Raw genomic sequence first — 15,742 nt, 5'->3', positions numbered from 1 at the left:
TCCAGCGGCCCCGCTCTTTGTGTGCGTACCGGTTTCTCCCGTGCGGCGCGTGGACCCGTGGTCCTGGACCGCGGTTACTGGCGGTCTTCGCCCCGGTGCTGGCCGCCCTGGGCACCATAGCCGGTATCAGTCGGATGGCCGCTACCGTCCTGCGCGTGGTCTCCTGCCGGGTGTTCAGCAGGGCGTTCCGCGGCGTCTTCCATTCCCGGCTGCCCCCCGGCCGGCCCCTGGGGAACGCGGACGCCGTACTGCGGGCGGCCGTCGGGCAGGTCCGGGTAGCGGACCGCGGAACGGACCGGCTGCTGGGCGGCGTGCTGCTGGCCGCCGTCGTAGTGCTGCGGGGGCTGCTGGCCGCTCTGCTGCTGGCTGCCGTCCTCCGGGTACCCGTGGCCTTCCTGCGCCGGTCCGCCCTGGGCTGACGGGCCGGAGGACCTCTGGCCGTAGGGATCGTTCCAGCCGGTGGGACGGGCCGGGCCCTGTCCCTGCTGCTGGTGGTGCTGCTGCTGGTATGGCTGGTTGTGGTAGTCGTGCTGCGTGTACGGGCCGTGGCCGGATGCTGCGTCGGAACGGGACATGGGCAGCTGCTGCAGGAGGCGCCGGGCCTCGTGGGCTGCCTCGGGGGCCACGATCACGTCATAGCTGGTGGCCACCACCTGGCTGGTGGAGGTGAAGTCCCGCTTGCCGCGCTGCATGGCGTAGGTGACGATGCCGAAGAGCATGAAGAACGCCGCGCCCATCAGCACCGAGGTCATGATGGAGAAGTATCCAGGCGACGGGGCGAAGAAGGAGAGCATGACGCCCACGAACAAGCCGAACCACATGCCGCTCAGGGCCCCGGAGAGCGCCACCCGCGGGTAGCTCAGGCGCCCCGTGACACGTTCCACCATCTTCAGTTCGTTGCCCACGATGGACACCATCTGGACCGGGAACTGCTGGTCCGCCAGGTAATCGACCGCCTTCTGGGCGTCGAGGTAGGACGTGTAGGAGCCAACGGTGTCGCCGGTGGGAACAGCCCGGGCATCATCGGGTCCGCTCGCGGCGCCGGGCTTGGGACCACCAAAAATGTTCGACATAAACCCATTCTTGCCCATGAAGGTGGGTGCCGCCTGTAAATTCAGCTAAAAGAGAGCAGACTCGGTAGCCTGTAGTGGTGAGCACAACACCTACCCGCGTCTTCGTGGCACGCCTTCTTGGCCTCGACGTCTTCGACCCGCTGGGCGACCGGCTGGGCCGGCTGCGCGATGTTGTTGTGCTGTCGCGGGGGACCCAGGGAGCCCCGCACGTGGTGGGCATCGTGGTGGAAGTGCCGGGAAAGAAGCGGGTCTTCGTGCCCATGACCCGCATTACCTCGATCGACCAGACCCAGGTTATCTGCACCGGCCTGGTGAACCTGCGCCGCTTTGAGCAGCGCGGGGCGGAAACCCTGGTGGTGGCCGAAATGTTCGACCGGCGGGTCACCCTCCGTGACGGCAGCGGCGACGCCACCATCGAGGACATCGCCATCGACCAGCACCGGTCCCGCGACTGGTTCGTCAGCAAGCTCTTTGTCCGGCGCGGACACTCCCTCTCGCCCTTGAGCCGGCTGCGCCGCAACGAAACGCTGATCATCGACTGGGCGGACGCCCAGCAGGGACCGCGCACCGAGCCACAGGCAGCCACCCAGTTCGTGGCCAACCACGAGGACCTCAAACCCGCCGACTTCGCCGAAGCCCTGCAGGAGATGAGCGACAAGCGCCGGTTCGAGGTGGCCAGCGAACTGCAGGACGAACGGCTGGCAGACGTCCTCCAGGAACTCCCGGAGGACGACCAGGTGGAGATCCTCTCCGCCCTGGATGTCCAGCGCGCCGCTGACGTCCTTGAGGAGATGGATCCCGACGACGCCGCCGACCTTCTCGGCGAACTCCCCTCCGCCCAGGCCGAGGAACTGCTCCAGCTCATGGAGCCCGAGGGCGCCGAGGACGTCCGCCGCCTCCTTGAGTACGACGAGGACACTGCCGGCGGCCTGATGACGCCGGTACCGGTCATCCTGCCCCCGGAAGCCACGGTTGCCGAGGCCCTCGCCCACGTCCGCCGGGAGGAGCTTTCCCCGGCCCTGGCGTCGTCGATCTTCATTGCCCGGCCGCCACTCGAAACGCCGACAGGCCGGTTCCTGGGCGTGGTGCACATCCAGCAACTGCTGCGCTTCCCGCCGTTCGAGGCACTGGGAAACCTGGTGGACAAGAATCTCGAACCGCTGTCGGACCAAGCCCACATCAGCGAAGTGGCCCGGACCTTGGCTACCTATAACCTGAACTCCCTCCCCGTGGTCAATGACGCCGGCCGGCTTGTGGGGGCGGTGACTGTTGATGACGTATTGGATCACTTGTTGCCGGACGACTGGCGCGCCCACGACGGCGAAGCCCCGATAAGAAAGCTCGGTGGCCGTATTGGCTGATAACAGCGCTCCGAAGAACCCCAACCAGCGGAACCTGGCCACTGCGGAATCAAAAGGCAGTCTCGATACGCCCCTAAGCGCGCGCCAGCGGATCCTGCCCAAGTTCAAGCCCGATCCAGACGCGTTCGGCCATGCCACCGAGGGCTTTGCCCGGTTCATGGGCACGCCGCAGTTCCTGGTCTACATGACCGTCTTCTGCATCTTCTGGTTGGGCTGGAACACCTGGGCGCCGGTGGAGTGGCAGTTCGATTCGAGGGACCTGGGTTTCACCCTGCTGACCCTGATGCTCTCGCTGCAGGCATCCTACGCCGCTCCCCTGCTGCTGCTTGCGCAGAACCGGCAGGATGACCGCGACCGCGTCTCGCTGCAGCAGGACCGCCAGCGGGCAGAGCGGAACCTGTCCGATACCGAGTACCTGACCCGGGAGCTGGCCTCCCTGCGGATCGCGCTGCGCGAGGTGGCCACCCGCGACTATGTCAGGGCCGAGCTGCGCTCACTCCTGGAGGACCTCCTTGAAGCACAAGAGGAACTGCGGACCCACGATGACACGGGCCCCGGTTCGCACGAATCCCCCCGTGACAAGGTGAAGGACAAACTCCGCGAACAGCGGGACCGGCAGCGCAACCCGCGCACCCAGCAGATCCCGCGGATCAAGCCCGGCCACTCCACACAGGACCGTTCATGAGCGAACCCATTCCCCGCACGGCGTTGGCTGGGGCAGTCAACGCCGCCCTTGCCACAGTGATCGACCCCGAACTCCGGCGCCCCATCACCGAACTGGGCATGGTGGATTCCGTCCAGGTGGCCGACGACGGCAAGGTCACCGTGGCAGTCCTGCTCACCATTGCGGGGTGCCCGCTGCGGGACACCATTACTGCCGATTCCCAGAAGGCCCTGTCGGCGGTGCCCGGCGTGACCGCCGTCGACGTCCAGCTCAAGGTGATGGACCAGGCCCAGCGTGACGCCCTCAAGGAAAAACTGCGTGGCCCGGGCGGCCAGCGCAGGATTCCATTCAACGAGCCTGATTCCTTGACCAAGGTCTACGCGGTGGCCAGCGGCAAGGGCGGCGTGGGCAAGTCCTCGGTGACGGTCAACCTGGCCACCGCCCTGGCCGCCCGGGGCCTCCGGGTGGGAATCGTGGACGCTGACGTCTACGGTTTCTCCGTTCCAGCCCTTCTGGGAATCACGCAAAAACCCACCCAGGTGGACGACATGATCCTTCCCCCCGTTGCGTACGGGGTAAAGGTCATCTCCATCGGCATGTTCGTCACCGGCAACCAGCCGGTGGCATGGCGCGGACCCATGCTGCACCGGGCCTTGGAGCAGTTCCTCACGGACGTCTACTTCGGGGACCTGGACGCCCTCTTCCTGGACCTCCCGCCGGGTACCGGTGACATCGCCATCTCCGTGGCCCAACTGCTGCCCAAGGCCGAAATCCTGGTGGTTACCACGCCCCAGGCAGCCGCAGCCGACGTCGCCGAACGGGCCGGCGCCATCGCCACCCAGACGGGGCAGAAAATTGCCGGTGTCATCGAGAACATGTCCTACCTGGAGATGCCCGACGGCGGCCGGATGGAGCTCTTCGGAAGCGGCGGCGGGACGGTACTCACGGAACGGCTCAGCGCCACCGTGGGGGCGGACGTTCCGCTGCTGGGACAGATTCCCCTGGACATTCAATTGCGCGAGGGCGGGGATGCAGGGGTTCCGGTTGTCCTTGGCAGGCCCGGGACCGCGGCGGCTTCCGCCCTGGCCGGGATCGCCGGCCGGCTTGCCACAGCACCGCGAGGCCTTGCCGGGATGAAGCTGGGGCTGCAGCCCCGCTGACCTGCCTAGGTGGCTTCGGTATCGAACGGCGCGGCCTCGCCGGGGGCGAGCCTCTGCACTACCCTTTCCGGGCGCTTTGGTGAGGCATCAGCCGCGGCTGCGGCGCCGGCGACGGCAGCCACGGCGGCGGGAGCGCCTGCGCTGACCGGTTTGGTGTCGTCGTCGAGCAGTGCTTCCTTGATGATGCGGCGGGGATCGTACTGGCGGGGATCGTATTTCTTCCAGTCGACATCGTCGATGTCGATGCCCACTTCTTCCTTGATTTGTTCCCGGGCACCGTTGGCCATCCGGCGGACTTCCTTGACCAGGTTGGCCAGCTTCTGCGTATATTCCGGCAGCCGCTTGGGGCCGATCACCAGCACACCGATGATCAGCAGAAGAATGAACTCCGGGCCGTTGATTCCAAACACTTTAGGAAGATTACCCTCTCCGGGCTGCGAGTGACGATTCCCATCCGGCGGACGGGTGAACAGTCCGTGTCATTGGGTGAACAGGGCCGCGATCTTGTTGATTCCGCGCTCCAGCCGTGCATCCAGGGGTTCCGCAGCCTGGCCGTCGGGCTGCTCCGGGACGGATGCCGCGACCCCCTCCATGGCGGAATCGGCAAGCCGTTCGAGGATCGGCATGGCGTCGCCGGCCTTGTCCGCGGGCAGGTCGGAGCGGTAGGTGATGGTCAGGCCTGCGGCCCGGTAGGTGGCGGACGCCGGGGACGTGGCCCACGCGTGCGCCGGACCTGTGCCCTGGCTGGCGGGGTGCTGTTCCGTGACCGTGGCGTGATGGGCGCCGTCAGTGAGCTGCAGTTCCACTGCAGGTTCCCCGTCGACCACCAGTGCCCGCGCGGCTTCCAGGTGGAATCCCATGGCCTGGAGGTCCGGACAAGCCCAACCCTCGGAACGGAGGGTGGCGAGCTGGGCGGCACTCAAAGTCCTGCCATCAGCGGGAGTTTGGGACGAAACGTGCGAGAAAGCAGCCTCGGGCCCGGCCTGTTCGCTGGCGGTGGGGTCCCCCGCTGCGGTGAACGCACCGACGGCCAGCACCCCGGCGGCCGCCATGGTTCCGCCCGCGGTCAGGGCCAGCGCCCGCGCGGCGAGGCGCGAGGTGCCGCCTTGGGGTACCGGCGCAGGCGGCTGGGCGGCCAGTTCGTGGGTGCGGGCCAGCAGCCGGGCGGTCAGGTCCTGGCTGGCGGGCGGGATGGGAGCATCGCGGAGGCGCTCCAAGTATTGCCGTTCCCGGCGCAGGGTGGCGGCACACTCCTGGCAGGCCTCGAGGTGGCTGCCGGTGCGCTGATGCCTGCCGCCGAAAGGAAACTGGGACCTCATGTGCCGATCAGAGGATGCCGGCGATGCGCGGCATAGAAAGCTTGCGGCGGGACTGCTGCGGGCGTGGATCGCGGTGGGCCAGCTTCTCGCGGAGCATGGTCCTGCCACGGTGGATGCGGGACCTGACGGTGCCCAGCTTGACGCCCAGCGCCTCGGCTACCTCGTCGTAGGAGAGCCCCTCGAGGTCGCACAGGACCACGGCGGCACGGAAGTCCGGCGGCAGCTCTTCCAGGGCAGCCTGTACGTCCAGGTCCAGGTTGTTCAGCTCGAAGCTTTGCTCCGGCCCCGGCTCGCGGCCGGGCAGGCGGGACTCCGCGTCCTCTGCCAGGGCGTCGAAACGGATGCGGGTCCTGCGCCGGGCCTGGTCAAGGAACAGGTTGGTGGTGATGCGGTGCAGCCACCCATCAAGGGTTCCGGGTTTGAAGTTCTCCAGCGAACGGAACACGCGGACAAAGACCTCCTGGGTGAGGTCCTCGGCGTCGTACTTGTTTCCGGTCAGGCGGTAGGCCAGCCGGTACACCTTCGCGGAGTGGTTGGTGACCACTTCTTCCCAGGTGGGACGGACCCACTCATCGTCGGGATTGTTTACTGCAGGGACAGGTGCCACTACTGAAGATGACATCGTCCACTCCCCTCGTGGAATGCTAACGCCCGGATACTGTTGACATCTCTGATTCGGCGCCGGTCACCTTTTGGATGAGCGGAAATCAAGCATGTCAAACTTGGCTGGGAATTTCCTGATTACCTGCAAACTTCAGCGTTCGGCGCAACGGCTGCTTTCCGTCCCGGCAGGGCCGGACACAGTAGGCTTGGGGGGACATTCCCTTTACGCCCAGAAAGCGATTATTCATGAGCGCCGACAAGTCCAGCAGCTGGTCCTATGCAGAAGATCTGCCCGCTGAGGATGAGGTAATGCTTCGGGCGCGGGAACGTTCCTTTGAACTGGGGGTCAGCGCCATCAGCCCCGGAGTGGGCGCTGTCCTCACGGTATTGGCCGCTGCCTCCAAAGCCCAGACCGTCGTGGAGATCGGCACCGGCGCCGGCGTCTCGGGCGTCTGCCTGCTGCGCGGCCTCGGCGCGCACGCCGTCCTGACCACAATCGATGTGGACGTGGAGCACCTGCGGGCTGCCCGCGAAGCGTTCGCGGAGGCCGGCAGCCCCGCCAACCGGACCCGCACCATTTCCGGCCGGGCGGGTGACGTCCTGCCACGGCTTACGGACGGCGCCTACGACCTTGTCTTCATCGATGCGGACAAGCCGGGCCTGCCGGGCTATGTGGAACAGGCCATCCGGCTGCTCAAGCGCTCAGGGTTGCTGGTGATCAACGATGCGCTGGACAAGGACAAGGTAGCCAACCCTGCCGGCCGCGAGCCCAACACGGTGACCCTGCGGCAGGTGGGCAAGGCAATCCGCGACGACGACAGGCTGGCATCCGCCATGCTCCCCACCGGCGACGGCCTGCTGGTCGCGGTCAAGAAGTAGCTCCTGCATAAAGGTCAGGGTGCGCAGCCCGCGGGCTGCGCACCCTGACCGGCACGACTATTCGGTAACGCCTACCAGGCATTCCTTGAGGTTGGCTGCTTCGGCAGCGTTCAATTCGACCACCAGGCGCCCGCCGCCTTCGAGCGGGACCCGCATGATCAGGCTTCGGCCCTCCTTGGTGACTTCCATTGGGCCGTCTCCGGTGCGTGGTTTCATAGCCGCCATGAGGAATTCCCCTCCATTTTGTCCCAGGACTAATCAGCCCGGGCGGGCTGCGTCCGCATGTCGATCAGGCCGCTGTGGCGGGGTAGTTGGCACCACCGCCAATGCTGCGCGTTTTCTGAATGCTTATGTCCTTGCTTACCTATCATTATCGCGGAATTACCCGCCCGTAGCTAATCGATGGACATTTCCGTCAACGTATCATTCCCGCCCTGACCTGCATTAAAGCCCGTTATTGCTACGGCGGATAATCCCCTCCGCCGGGCAGTTGCGCCCAGGCCCACAACCATACGATCCAGACGATCTGCAGCAGCAGGAACATGGCCACCACCGTCCCCCGGTACGCCCTGGAACGGGACAGGAACACGGCGCCCAGGGCCAGCGGAAACAGTGGCAGCAGCATCCTGAAGGTGCTGGTCTGTGGGTGCAGGAACGCCAGCAGGTAGCCCATGTAGCAGGCGCACCAGAGCCGAAGTTCGACGCCGAGCCGCAGCACTGGCGGCAGATACAGCATCACTGCGAACAGCGCCACGAAGACCAGCGGGGCAACAACACCCAGGACAGGACCGAAAAGTTCGACGCCGGTGTCGAACCAGGGCTTGAACGGAACCAGGTCCTGGCCCCGCCACACGGTTTCCGTCTTGGTGTATGCCTGAAGGTCGCCGGTCGCCAACCACGCTGCGGCCGGCCAGGCAAAAGCGGACAGTCCGGCGACGGCGGTCAGTCCAGCGAGTGCGGCGAGGTCCCGGACGGAATGTGCGTCGCCGGAAGCGTCCTGACGCCGCCCGCTACGGACGTACGCGGCGGCATGGAAGACCAGGAGCAGCCCCACCATGGCTGCGAACGGAACACCGACAGGCCTGGACAGGCCCAGCAGGAACACCGCCGGAACAGCCCACAGGTACTGGCGCCGGACCACCAGCAGGAGGGCCCACGCGAGCAGCAGGAGGGACAGCGGCTCGGCGTAAGGGACCTGCAGGACGGCGGAAACGGGAAAGACCGAAAAAAACGCAACACCCCACATTGCCGGGGCGTGGGAGGCTTTCTGCCGGAACAGTGCGTAAACCACAAGGGCCGCCGCCCACCCGGCCAGCATGGCAACAAGGGTGAGCGCAGCGGCAGGCTCCATCCCGGTGAGCCGGCTGAGTCCGCCCGCCAGGGAAGGAAAGAGCGGGTAGAACGCCCAGGTGTTTTCCTGGACGTTGCCGGCTGCGTCCGTGGGAAGGATTGACGGGTAACCGCTGGCAATGACCTGTCCGTACCAGCGGGCATCCCAAATATTGATGAAGTTCCAGTAGTCCGGTTTTGGCGGGAACCACGGGTTGGGACCCTGGTGGAGTGCTGCGGCCATGAAGATGCATGCGGAGGCCAGCCGGGAGCCGCCGTACAGTGCGGTGACCTGGAGCCACCACGGCCAACGGCGGACGGCGGCGGCAGCCCGGTGGGCCACAGTACCGGCGGAGGCCAGCCGGTTGCGGCGGGCCACGGTGCTCACTGGCCGCCCTTGACCGGGGCAGCACCCTCCTGGGCTGCCCGGTTCCCATCCCCTTCCGCACCCGGCTCTTCCGGTGCCATGGGCGGGACCGGGGCGCCGTCGTCGGACGCCTCCCCTGCGTGCCGTTCGCCTGCGTCCAGCCGCCCGCGCAGCACCGCCAGTTCCGCATCCCGTGCGGCCAACTGGTCCCGCAGTTCGTCGAGGACCTGGTCCACCTGGTCCATCCGGTAGCCGCGCAGGCCCAGGGAGAACCGGAGCCGGGTCACATCCTCCGGAACGGCGCGCTCCGGCAGGAGCACCGGCGGAAGGTTCGCCGGCGGCTCGTCCAATCCGCTCAACAGGGCCGGCAGCGTCGTGGCCCCCGACTTGCGGGAGCGCCGTCCCAGGCCGGCCCAAAGAACAGCCGCGACCAGCACGACGGCGAGGAAAACCAGAAAGAAGCTCACGGTCCCATCGTGCCAGACCCGCGCGGCCAAGCCGCGCCGCGGCTACTCCGGCCGCTGTTCGCCGTTCAGCGACGGGGTCACGGCGCCGTGAAGGACCCGGTCCACAGCCTCTGCCGGGTCATCCACCAGCTGGATCAGGTCCAGGTCCTTTTCGGAGACCATTCCTTCAGCCACCAGGGTGCCCCTGATCCAGTCGATCATCGGTCCCCAGAAGTCGACGCCGAGGAGGACGATCGGGAAGGACGTGACCTTCCGCGTCTGGACGAGGACCATGGCCTCGAACAGTTCATCCAGAGTGCCCAGCCCACCGGGCAGGACGATGAACCCCTGCGCATATTTGACGAACATGGTTTTGCGGGCGAAGAAGTAGCGGAAGTTGATGCCCAGGTCCACCCACTGGTTCAGGCCCTGTTCGAACGGCAGCTCGATGCCCAGGCCCACCGACACCCCGTTGCCCTCCACCGTTCCCCGGTTGGCCGCCTCCATGGAACCCGGGCCGCCGCCGGTGATCACCGCAACCCCGGCCTCGGCGAGCTTGCGCCCCACCTGGACCCCCATTTCGTAGTACAGGCTTCCCGGCTTGGTACGCGCCGAACCGAAAACGCTGACCGCTTTTCCAATGTCTGCCAGCGCACCGAAGCCTTCGACGAATTCGCTCTGGATCCGCAGGACCCGCCAGGGATCGGTGTGGACGAACTGCCCCGGGCCCTTCGTATCGAGCAGGTGCTGGTCCGACATGTCCACTGCCGCTTGCTTGCGCCGCAGCTCAAGGGGCCCCTTACGGCGCGGCTGGGAATTCTTGGCCGGATCTGCATTGATGCTCATTCCCCTAGGCTAACCTCCAACATGAGGTATCTCTTGAATCACGATCAGCAGGAACTTGGGGTGATTGGCGTCATAACCCACTGTTGTTCGCTAGATTCTTTCTATGACTACTCATGTGCCCGGCGATGCTCTCGTCTCCCTGAACGCCGTAAATAAGCATTACGGCCAGCTGCACGTTTTGAAGGACATCAACCTCCAGGTCCGCAAGGGCGAGGTTGTTGTGGTCATCGGGCCCTCCGGCTCCGGTAAGTCCACCCTCTGCCGGGCCATCAACCGCCTGGAAACAATCGACGACGGCTCCATCACCATCGATGGCAAGGAACTTCCCGCCGAGGGCAAGGCCCTGGCGAAGCTCCGGGCCGACGTCGGGATGGTGTTTCAGTCGTTCAACCTGTTTGCGCACAAGACCATCCTGGAGAACGTCACCCTCGGACCGATCAAGGTCAAGGGCGCTTCCAAGGCTGAGGCCGAAAAAGATGCCATGGCGCTGCTGGAGCGCGTGGGCGTCGGGCAGCAGGCACCGAAGCTTCCTGCCCAGCTCTCCGGTGGCCAGCAGCAGCGCGTCGCCATCGCGCGCGCACTGGCCATGAAGCCGAAAGTCATGCTCTTCGACGAGCCCACCTCCGCGCTGGACCCCGAAATGATCAACGAGGTCCTCGATGTCATGGTCCAGCTGGCCAAGGAAGGCATGACCATGATCGTCGTCACTCACGAGATGGGCTTCGCCCGCAAGGCCGCGGACCGCGTGGTGTTCATGGCCGACGGGCAGATCGTGGAGGACGAGACGCCGGAGGAGTTCTTTACCAACCCGAAGAGCAGCCGCGCCAAGGACTTCCTGTCCAAGCTCCTGACCCACTAGCACACCGCACCGGCTGCCCCAGCGCGGCCGCTCAATGAAAGGTATCCCCATGAAAAACTTCTTTACCCGGAAGAAGCCGCTGCTTGTCGCGGCGACTGCGGCGCTGGCCCTGTCCCTCAGCGCCTGCGGCGGCTCAGGCGGCGGCGGAACTGCTTCCTCCGGTACTGATGAGGCTCCCTACAAAGTTGCTGACAACGTCACGCTCACCGGCAGCCCGACCTACGACGCCATCAAGTCCAGCGGCAAGGTCCGCATCGGCGTCAAGCAGGACCAGCCGGGCCTTGGCTTCAAAGACGCGGCCACCGGTGAATACACGGGCTTCGATATCGAGATTGCCAAGTGGATGGCAGCATCGCTGGGCATGAGCAAGGACAAGATCGAGTTCAAGCCGATCCCGTCCGCCAACCGCGAGTCGGCGATCACGAACGGTGACATCGACTACTACGTGGGCACCTACTCCATCACGGACAAGCGCAAGCAGCTGATCGACTTCGCCGGACCCTACTTCGTCACCGGGCAGGGCCTGCTGGTCAAGAAGGACAACTCCAGCATCAACAGCGAGAAGGACCTCACGGGCAAGAACGTCTGCTCGGCCACCGGTTCCACGCCGATCCAGAACATCAAGGCAAACTTCCCGAACACCAAGACCACCGAGTTTGATACCTACTCGCAGTGCGTCGAGGCGCTCAAGAGCGGCCAGGTTGACGCTGTCACCACCGACCAGGCCATCCTGCTCGGCTACGCTGCCCAGGAACCGGACAGCCTGAAGGTAGTTGGCCAGCCGTTCACCACTGAAAAGTACGGCGTCGGCCTGAAGAAGGGCGACACCGCGCTGCGTCAGTTCATGAACAAGACGTTCACCGACGGTAACTCTGTGTGGCAGAAGATCTACGACCAGACGCTGGGCCAGTCGGGCACGAAGGTCGAACAGCCCAAGGTAGAGAACTACTAAACCAAAGTTGAGGGGGCGGCCATGCAGCCGCCCCCTCTTCAACTGTCGAAAGCGACGATTCTGTGAATACGCTGCTGAACAATTCGGATCTCTTCATCACGGGATTCCGCAACACGCTAATACTTTTCTTCTTCTCGGCAATTTTCGCCCTGATCCTCGGTACCGTCGTTGCCGCGCTCCGCGTCTCCCCCGTACCCGCCATGCGTGCCACCGCGACGCTCTACGTCAACGTCGTGCGCAACACCCCGCTGACGCTGGTCCTCTTCTTCTTCGCCCTCGGCTACCCGAAGCTGGGCCTGGTCCCGATCGACTTTACGACCGCCGCCATCATCGGACTGAGCCTGTATACCGCCACCTACGTGGCGGAAGCTGTCCGTTCCGGCATCAACACCGTCCCGGTCGGACAGGCGGAAGCAGCCCGCGCCATCGGGCTCCCCTTCACCCAGACGCTGACCCTCGTGATCCTGCCGCAGGCCTTCCGCGCTGTCATCCCACCGATGTTCAGCGTTTTCATCGCCCTGCTCAAGAACACCACCGTCGCCGCCGGCTTCTCCGTCTTTGAAGCCGGGGCCATCCGGGCGAACCTCTCCGAACGCGGCGAGCCGGCCATGACCGGCCTCCTGTGGGTGGCGCTGGTGTTCATCATCCTCGTGTTCATCCTTTCCGCCCTGCAGCGAAAGCTTGAACAGAAGTGGAAGGTTGCACGATGAGTTCAATCCTTTTTGACGCCCCCGGCCCCAAGGCACGCGCCCGGTACCGGATCTTCGGCGTCGCCACCGCCATCGTGATCCTGCTAATCGTCGGTTTCGTCCTGCTCCGCTTCGCGGAAAGCGGCCAGTTCGAGGCGAAGAAGTGGCAGCTGTTCACCTTTCCGCTGGTGCAGCAGACCATTGCCCAGTCCGTAGGTGCCACGTTGGCCGCCTTCGGCACTGCGGCAGTCCTCAGCCTGGTCCTCGGCATCCTCCTGGCGTTTGGCCGCTTGTCGGACCGCCGCTGGATCAGCGCGCCGTGCTACGGCTTCACCGAGCTGTTCCGCGCGGTTCCGCTGCTGATCCTCATGATGATCTTCTACTACGGCCTGCCGACCATCGGTGTCCAGGGAATTACGCCCTTCACTGCCGTGGTCGCAGGGCTGGTGCTGTACAACGGTTCCGTGCTCGCCGAGGTGTTCCGGGCCGGCATCGAGTCCCTGCCCCGGGGCCAAAGCGAGGCCGGTTATGCCATTGGCCTGCCCAAGAGCAAAGTCATGACCAGCATCCTGCTGCCGCAGGCCGTCCGGTCCATGCTTCCGGTCATCATCTCCCAGCTGGTGGTCATCCTGAAGGACACCGCCCTGGGGTTCATCGTCACGTACAACGAGATCCTCTTCCAGGCAAAGTACTTCGGCAGCCAGATCCAGTACGGTTCCCCGATTATCCCGGCAGCCATCGTGGCCGCCGTGCTCTATGTGGGTATGTGCCTGATCCTGGCCGCTGTCGCAAAATGGCTGGAGCGCAGGCTCTCCCGCAAGCCCGGCGCAGCAGTCATACCTGCGGCGGCTGTTCCCGCCGAGGTTTAGCCACCCGTCGGCATTGCCGGCGTGAAAGGGCCCGGAACCGTCAGGTTCCGGGCCCTTTCCGTTTGCCGGCTTTCTTCGCCGCCAGCCGGCCGGCTTAGCCGGCGAGCCACTGCTCCAGGGCGCGCAGGCAGGTTCGGATGGCATCGGCGGAAACGTGCTCGTTGTCCTTGTGGGCCAGCAGGGCGTCGCCCGGGCCGAAGTTCACTGCCGGGATCCCCAGTTCGCTGAACCGCGCGACGTCGGTCCAGCCGTATTTGGGTTTGGGCTCCGCACCCACAGCGGCAACGAAGGATGCGGCAGCCGGGTGCTGCAGTCCGGGACGCGCACCGGCGGCGGCATCGGTGCGCACCACGTCGAAGCCTTCCAGGAGCTCCCGGACATGCGCTTCCGCCTGGTCCGGGGTCTTGTCCGGGGCGAACCGGTAGTTGATCTCCACCACGCAGCGGTCCGGAATGACATTGCCGGCCGTGCCGCCGTTGATCTTCACCGCATTGAGGCTTTCCCGGTAATCAAGCCCGTCAACGTTGATGGTCCGTGGCTCGTAGGCGGCGAGGCGCGCCAGGATGGGGGCGGCGGCGTGGATGGCGTTGCTGCCCATCCACGCCCGGGCAGAGTGGGCGGCCTCCCCTGCAGTACTGGCTTCGAACCGGCTGGTTCCGTTGCAGCCGCCCTCCACGGTGCCGTCCGTTGGCTCCAGCAGGATGGCAAAGTCCCCCTGCAGCAGGTCGCCGTGGTTCCGGACCAGGCGTCCTAGCCCGCTCTTTACCGCCTCCACTTCCTCATGGTCGTAGAACACGAAGGTGACGTCCCGTTTTGGGTGCGCGCCGTCGTCGAACATTCCCGCTGCCAGCGCCAGCTGGACCGCCACGCCGCCCTTCATGTCCGTGGCACCGCGCCCATAGAGGATCCCTTCACCCGGAACACCTGACTCCCAGCTGGAGGGGACGGTGCCCCTGGAACCTTCCGCCAGGGGCAACGGAACCGTATCCAGGTGCCCGGCGAGGATGACCCGTTCGCTGTGGCCCAGCTCCGTGCGGGCAATGATGGCGTCGCCGTCCCGGACCACGGTCAGCTGGGGAATCTCCCGCAGAGCGGCTTCGACGGCGTCCGCGAGCCGCTTCTCGTTGCCCGACACGCTGTTGATATCCATCAGTGCCGCGGTCAGCAGCGCCACGTCCTGGTGCAGGTCAAGGGTGGATACGGAAGATTCGGGGGCGGTTTCAGCAGTCACGAAGCCAGTCTAGTTCGAACCGCCAGCCCCGCCCTCGATAGACTGGGGCACATGACTGAGACCGCTTCCTCCGCCGTGCCCGAAACCCTGACTCCCAACGCTGACGACCGTTCCGCCCATGGCTTTGGCGTGGCCACCGTCGCCACCGCCGGCGGCGCGGATACTGTCCTGGACGTCTGGTTTCCCGCACCGGCACTCGGTGTTGCCGCCGAGGACCTCCGCTCGGTGGAAAATGCCGACGACGCCCTGACTGCCATCGCTGAGAACGGCGCAGACCAGGACCGCGGCACCGAGCAGAAGGTGGTCTTCGTCCAGATCAACCTCGACGAAGCCCCTGCCGACACCGCAGACGCCTACCTCCGGCTGCACCTTCTCTCGCACCGCCTGGTTAGGCCCAACACCATCAACCTGGATGGCATCTTCGGTAAGCTCCCCAACGTCGTATGGACCAACTTCGGTCCCGCCGCAGTCGAGGGCTTCGAACTGACCCGCGCCCGGCTGCGCCGCCGGGGCGCCGTCACCGTCTACGGCATCGACAAGTTCCCGCGCATGGTGGACTACGTGGTACCCAGCGGCGTCAGGATTGCCGACGCCGACAGGGTCCGCCTGGGTGCGCACCTCGCCGCCGGCACCACCGTCATGCACGAGGGCTTCGTAAACTTCAACGCCGGAACCCTGGGCACGTCCATGGTGGAGGGGCGCATTTCCGCGGGCGTCGTGACCGGGGACGGGAGCGACGTCGGCGGCGGCGCCTCCATCATGGGAACCCTGTCCGGCGGCGGCAAGGAAAAGATCACCATCGGCGAGCGGGTCCTGCTCGGGGCGAACTCCGGCGTCGGCATCAGCATCGGTGATGATTCCGTCGTCGAGGCTGGCCTCTACGTCACGGCAGGAACCCGGGTCCGCGTGCCGGGCCCCAAGGACGAGGTGGGCGAGGACACCACCAGGATCGTCAAGGCCGCCGAACTCTCCGGCGTCCCCAACCTCCTGTTCCGCCGCAACTCCACCACGGGCGCGGTGGAGGCACTCCCCCGCAAGGGCCAGACCGTGGAACTGAACGACGCCCTGCACGCCAACTAGTACTTTCGTGGCACC

The 15,742-nt window shown here is 65.7% G+C and carries 18 protein-coding genes; 9 read left to right on the top strand and 9 right to left on the bottom strand.

The window, feature by feature from the left end; all coding sequences use genetic code 11:
- Positions 1–74: 74 nt before the first annotated feature.
- The gene (locus tag J2T23_RS03625; protein ID WP_141159901.1) at positions 75–1,073 is read right to left on the bottom strand and encodes a YflT domain-containing protein; all 999 of its coding nucleotides are present in this window, start codon (positions 1,071–1,073) and stop codon (positions 75–77) included.
- Between the two features lie 77 nt (positions 1,074–1,150).
- On the opposite strand from J2T23_RS03625, the gene J2T23_RS03620 reads away from it, so the two are divergent.
- Genes J2T23_RS03620 through J2T23_RS03610 form a run of 3 tightly spaced genes read left to right on the top strand, consistent with a single transcriptional unit; the run spans position 1,151 to position 4,258 of the window.
- Complete coding sequence (locus tag J2T23_RS03620; RefSeq protein WP_141159900.1) at positions 1,151–2,434, top strand: magnesium transporter MgtE N-terminal domain-containing protein; 1,284 nt, start codon at positions 1,151–1,153, stop codon at positions 2,432–2,434.
- Positions 2,418–3,119: a DUF1003 domain-containing protein gene (locus J2T23_RS03615; protein ID WP_141159899.1), complete on the top strand. Its 702-nt coding sequence runs from the start codon at positions 2,418–2,420 to the stop codon at positions 3,117–3,119. Before J2T23_RS03620 ends, J2T23_RS03615 begins: the two co-directional genes overlap by 17 nt.
- Positions 3,116–4,258, top strand: a complete 1,143-nt coding sequence (locus J2T23_RS03610; RefSeq protein WP_141159898.1) for an Mrp/NBP35 family ATP-binding protein — start codon at positions 3,116–3,118, stop codon at positions 4,256–4,258. Before J2T23_RS03615 ends, J2T23_RS03610 begins: the two co-directional genes overlap by 4 nt.
- Positions 4,259–4,263: 5 nt before the next feature.
- On the opposite strand, the gene J2T23_RS03605 is transcribed toward J2T23_RS03610, so the two are convergent.
- From J2T23_RS03605 to sigE, 3 genes are all read right to left on the bottom strand, one after another.
- Positions 4,264–4,668, bottom strand: coding sequence for a twin-arginine translocase TatA/TatE family subunit (locus tag J2T23_RS03605; RefSeq protein ID WP_141159897.1), 405 nt, complete (start codon positions 4,666–4,668; stop codon positions 4,264–4,266).
- A gap of 69 nt (positions 4,669–4,737) precedes the next feature.
- The gene (locus tag J2T23_RS03600; protein ID WP_141181972.1) at positions 4,738–5,577 is read right to left on the bottom strand and encodes an anti-sigma factor; all 840 of its coding nucleotides are present in this window, start codon (positions 5,575–5,577) and stop codon (positions 4,738–4,740) included.
- Positions 5,578–5,584: 7 nt separating this feature from the next.
- Positions 5,585–6,199, bottom strand: coding sequence for an RNA polymerase sigma factor SigE (gene sigE, locus J2T23_RS03595; protein ID WP_141159895.1), 615 nt, complete (start codon positions 6,197–6,199; stop codon positions 5,585–5,587).
- A 227-nt stretch (positions 6,200–6,426) separates the two neighbouring features.
- Between sigE and J2T23_RS03590 the strand changes: the two genes are divergently transcribed.
- Positions 6,427–7,059 (top strand): O-methyltransferase, encoded by a 633-nt coding sequence (locus tag J2T23_RS03590; RefSeq protein ID WP_141159894.1) that lies wholly within the window; start codon positions 6,427–6,429, stop codon positions 7,057–7,059.
- Between the two features lie 57 nt (positions 7,060–7,116).
- Here the strand turns inward: J2T23_RS03590 and J2T23_RS03585 are convergent, their stop codons facing one another.
- The 4 genes from J2T23_RS03585 to J2T23_RS03570 all read right to left on the bottom strand — a co-directional run bounded on the left by J2T23_RS03585 (position 7,117) and on the right by J2T23_RS03570 (position 10,047).
- Complete coding sequence (locus tag J2T23_RS03585) at positions 7,117–7,284, bottom strand: DUF3117 domain-containing protein (RefSeq protein ID WP_009357720.1); 168 nt, start codon at positions 7,282–7,284, stop codon at positions 7,117–7,119.
- A gap of 235 nt (positions 7,285–7,519) precedes the next feature.
- Positions 7,520–8,776: a putative hexosyltransferase gene (locus J2T23_RS03580; RefSeq protein WP_307357303.1), complete on the bottom strand. Its 1,257-nt coding sequence runs from the start codon at positions 8,774–8,776 to the stop codon at positions 7,520–7,522.
- Positions 8,773–9,222 carry a DivIVA domain-containing protein gene (locus tag J2T23_RS03575; RefSeq protein WP_307357300.1) on the bottom strand — a complete coding sequence of 150 codons (450 nt, stop codon included), beginning with the start codon at positions 9,220–9,222 and terminating at the stop codon, positions 8,773–8,775. The genes J2T23_RS03580 and J2T23_RS03575 overlap by 4 nt, the downstream gene beginning before the upstream one ends.
- A gap of 42 nt (positions 9,223–9,264) precedes the next feature.
- Positions 9,265–10,047 carry an LOG family protein gene (locus J2T23_RS03570; protein WP_141181975.1) on the bottom strand — a complete coding sequence of 261 codons (783 nt, stop codon included), beginning with the start codon at positions 10,045–10,047 and terminating at the stop codon, positions 9,265–9,267.
- Between the two features lie 103 nt (positions 10,048–10,150).
- Between J2T23_RS03570 and J2T23_RS03565 the strand changes: the two genes are divergently transcribed.
- The 4 genes from J2T23_RS03565 to J2T23_RS03550 all read left to right on the top strand — a co-directional run bounded on the left by J2T23_RS03565 (position 10,151) and on the right by J2T23_RS03550 (position 13,416).
- Entirely contained in the window at positions 10,151–10,906 is a 756-nt protein-coding gene (locus J2T23_RS03565; RefSeq protein WP_141181976.1) for an amino acid ABC transporter ATP-binding protein, read from the top strand.
- Between the two features lie 49 nt (positions 10,907–10,955).
- The gene (locus J2T23_RS03560; protein WP_141181977.1) at positions 10,956–11,858 is read left to right on the top strand and encodes a glutamate ABC transporter substrate-binding protein; all 903 of its coding nucleotides are present in this window, start codon (positions 10,956–10,958) and stop codon (positions 11,856–11,858) included.
- Positions 11,859–11,920: 62 nt separating this feature from the next.
- The gene (locus J2T23_RS03555) at positions 11,921–12,568 is read left to right on the top strand and encodes an amino acid ABC transporter permease (protein WP_141181978.1); all 648 of its coding nucleotides are present in this window, start codon (positions 11,921–11,923) and stop codon (positions 12,566–12,568) included.
- A complete protein-coding gene (locus J2T23_RS03550) occupies positions 12,565–13,416 on the top strand; it encodes an amino acid ABC transporter permease (RefSeq protein WP_141181979.1) in 852 nt (283 codons plus the stop codon). The genes J2T23_RS03555 and J2T23_RS03550 overlap by 4 nt, the downstream gene beginning before the upstream one ends.
- Before the next feature lie 94 nt (positions 13,417–13,510).
- Here the strand turns inward: J2T23_RS03550 and dapE are convergent, their stop codons facing one another.
- Complete coding sequence (gene dapE / locus J2T23_RS03545; protein ID WP_141181980.1) at positions 13,511–14,647, bottom strand: succinyl-diaminopimelate desuccinylase; 1,137 nt, start codon at positions 14,645–14,647, stop codon at positions 13,511–13,513.
- A gap of 51 nt (positions 14,648–14,698) precedes the next feature.
- On the opposite strand from dapE, the gene dapD reads away from it, so the two are divergent.
- Positions 14,699–15,727, top strand: coding sequence for a 2,3,4,5-tetrahydropyridine-2,6-dicarboxylate N-succinyltransferase (dapD, locus tag J2T23_RS03540; protein WP_141181981.1), 1,029 nt, complete (start codon positions 14,699–14,701; stop codon positions 15,725–15,727).
- Positions 15,728–15,742 lie beyond the last annotated feature (15 nt).

This window comes from Pseudarthrobacter niigatensis (genome assembly GCF_030812615.1).
GTDB classification, from domain to species: domain Bacteria; phylum Actinomycetota; class Actinomycetes; order Actinomycetales; family Micrococcaceae; genus Arthrobacter; species Arthrobacter niigatensis.
This window is presented reverse-complemented; position numbering and strand designations above follow the sequence as displayed.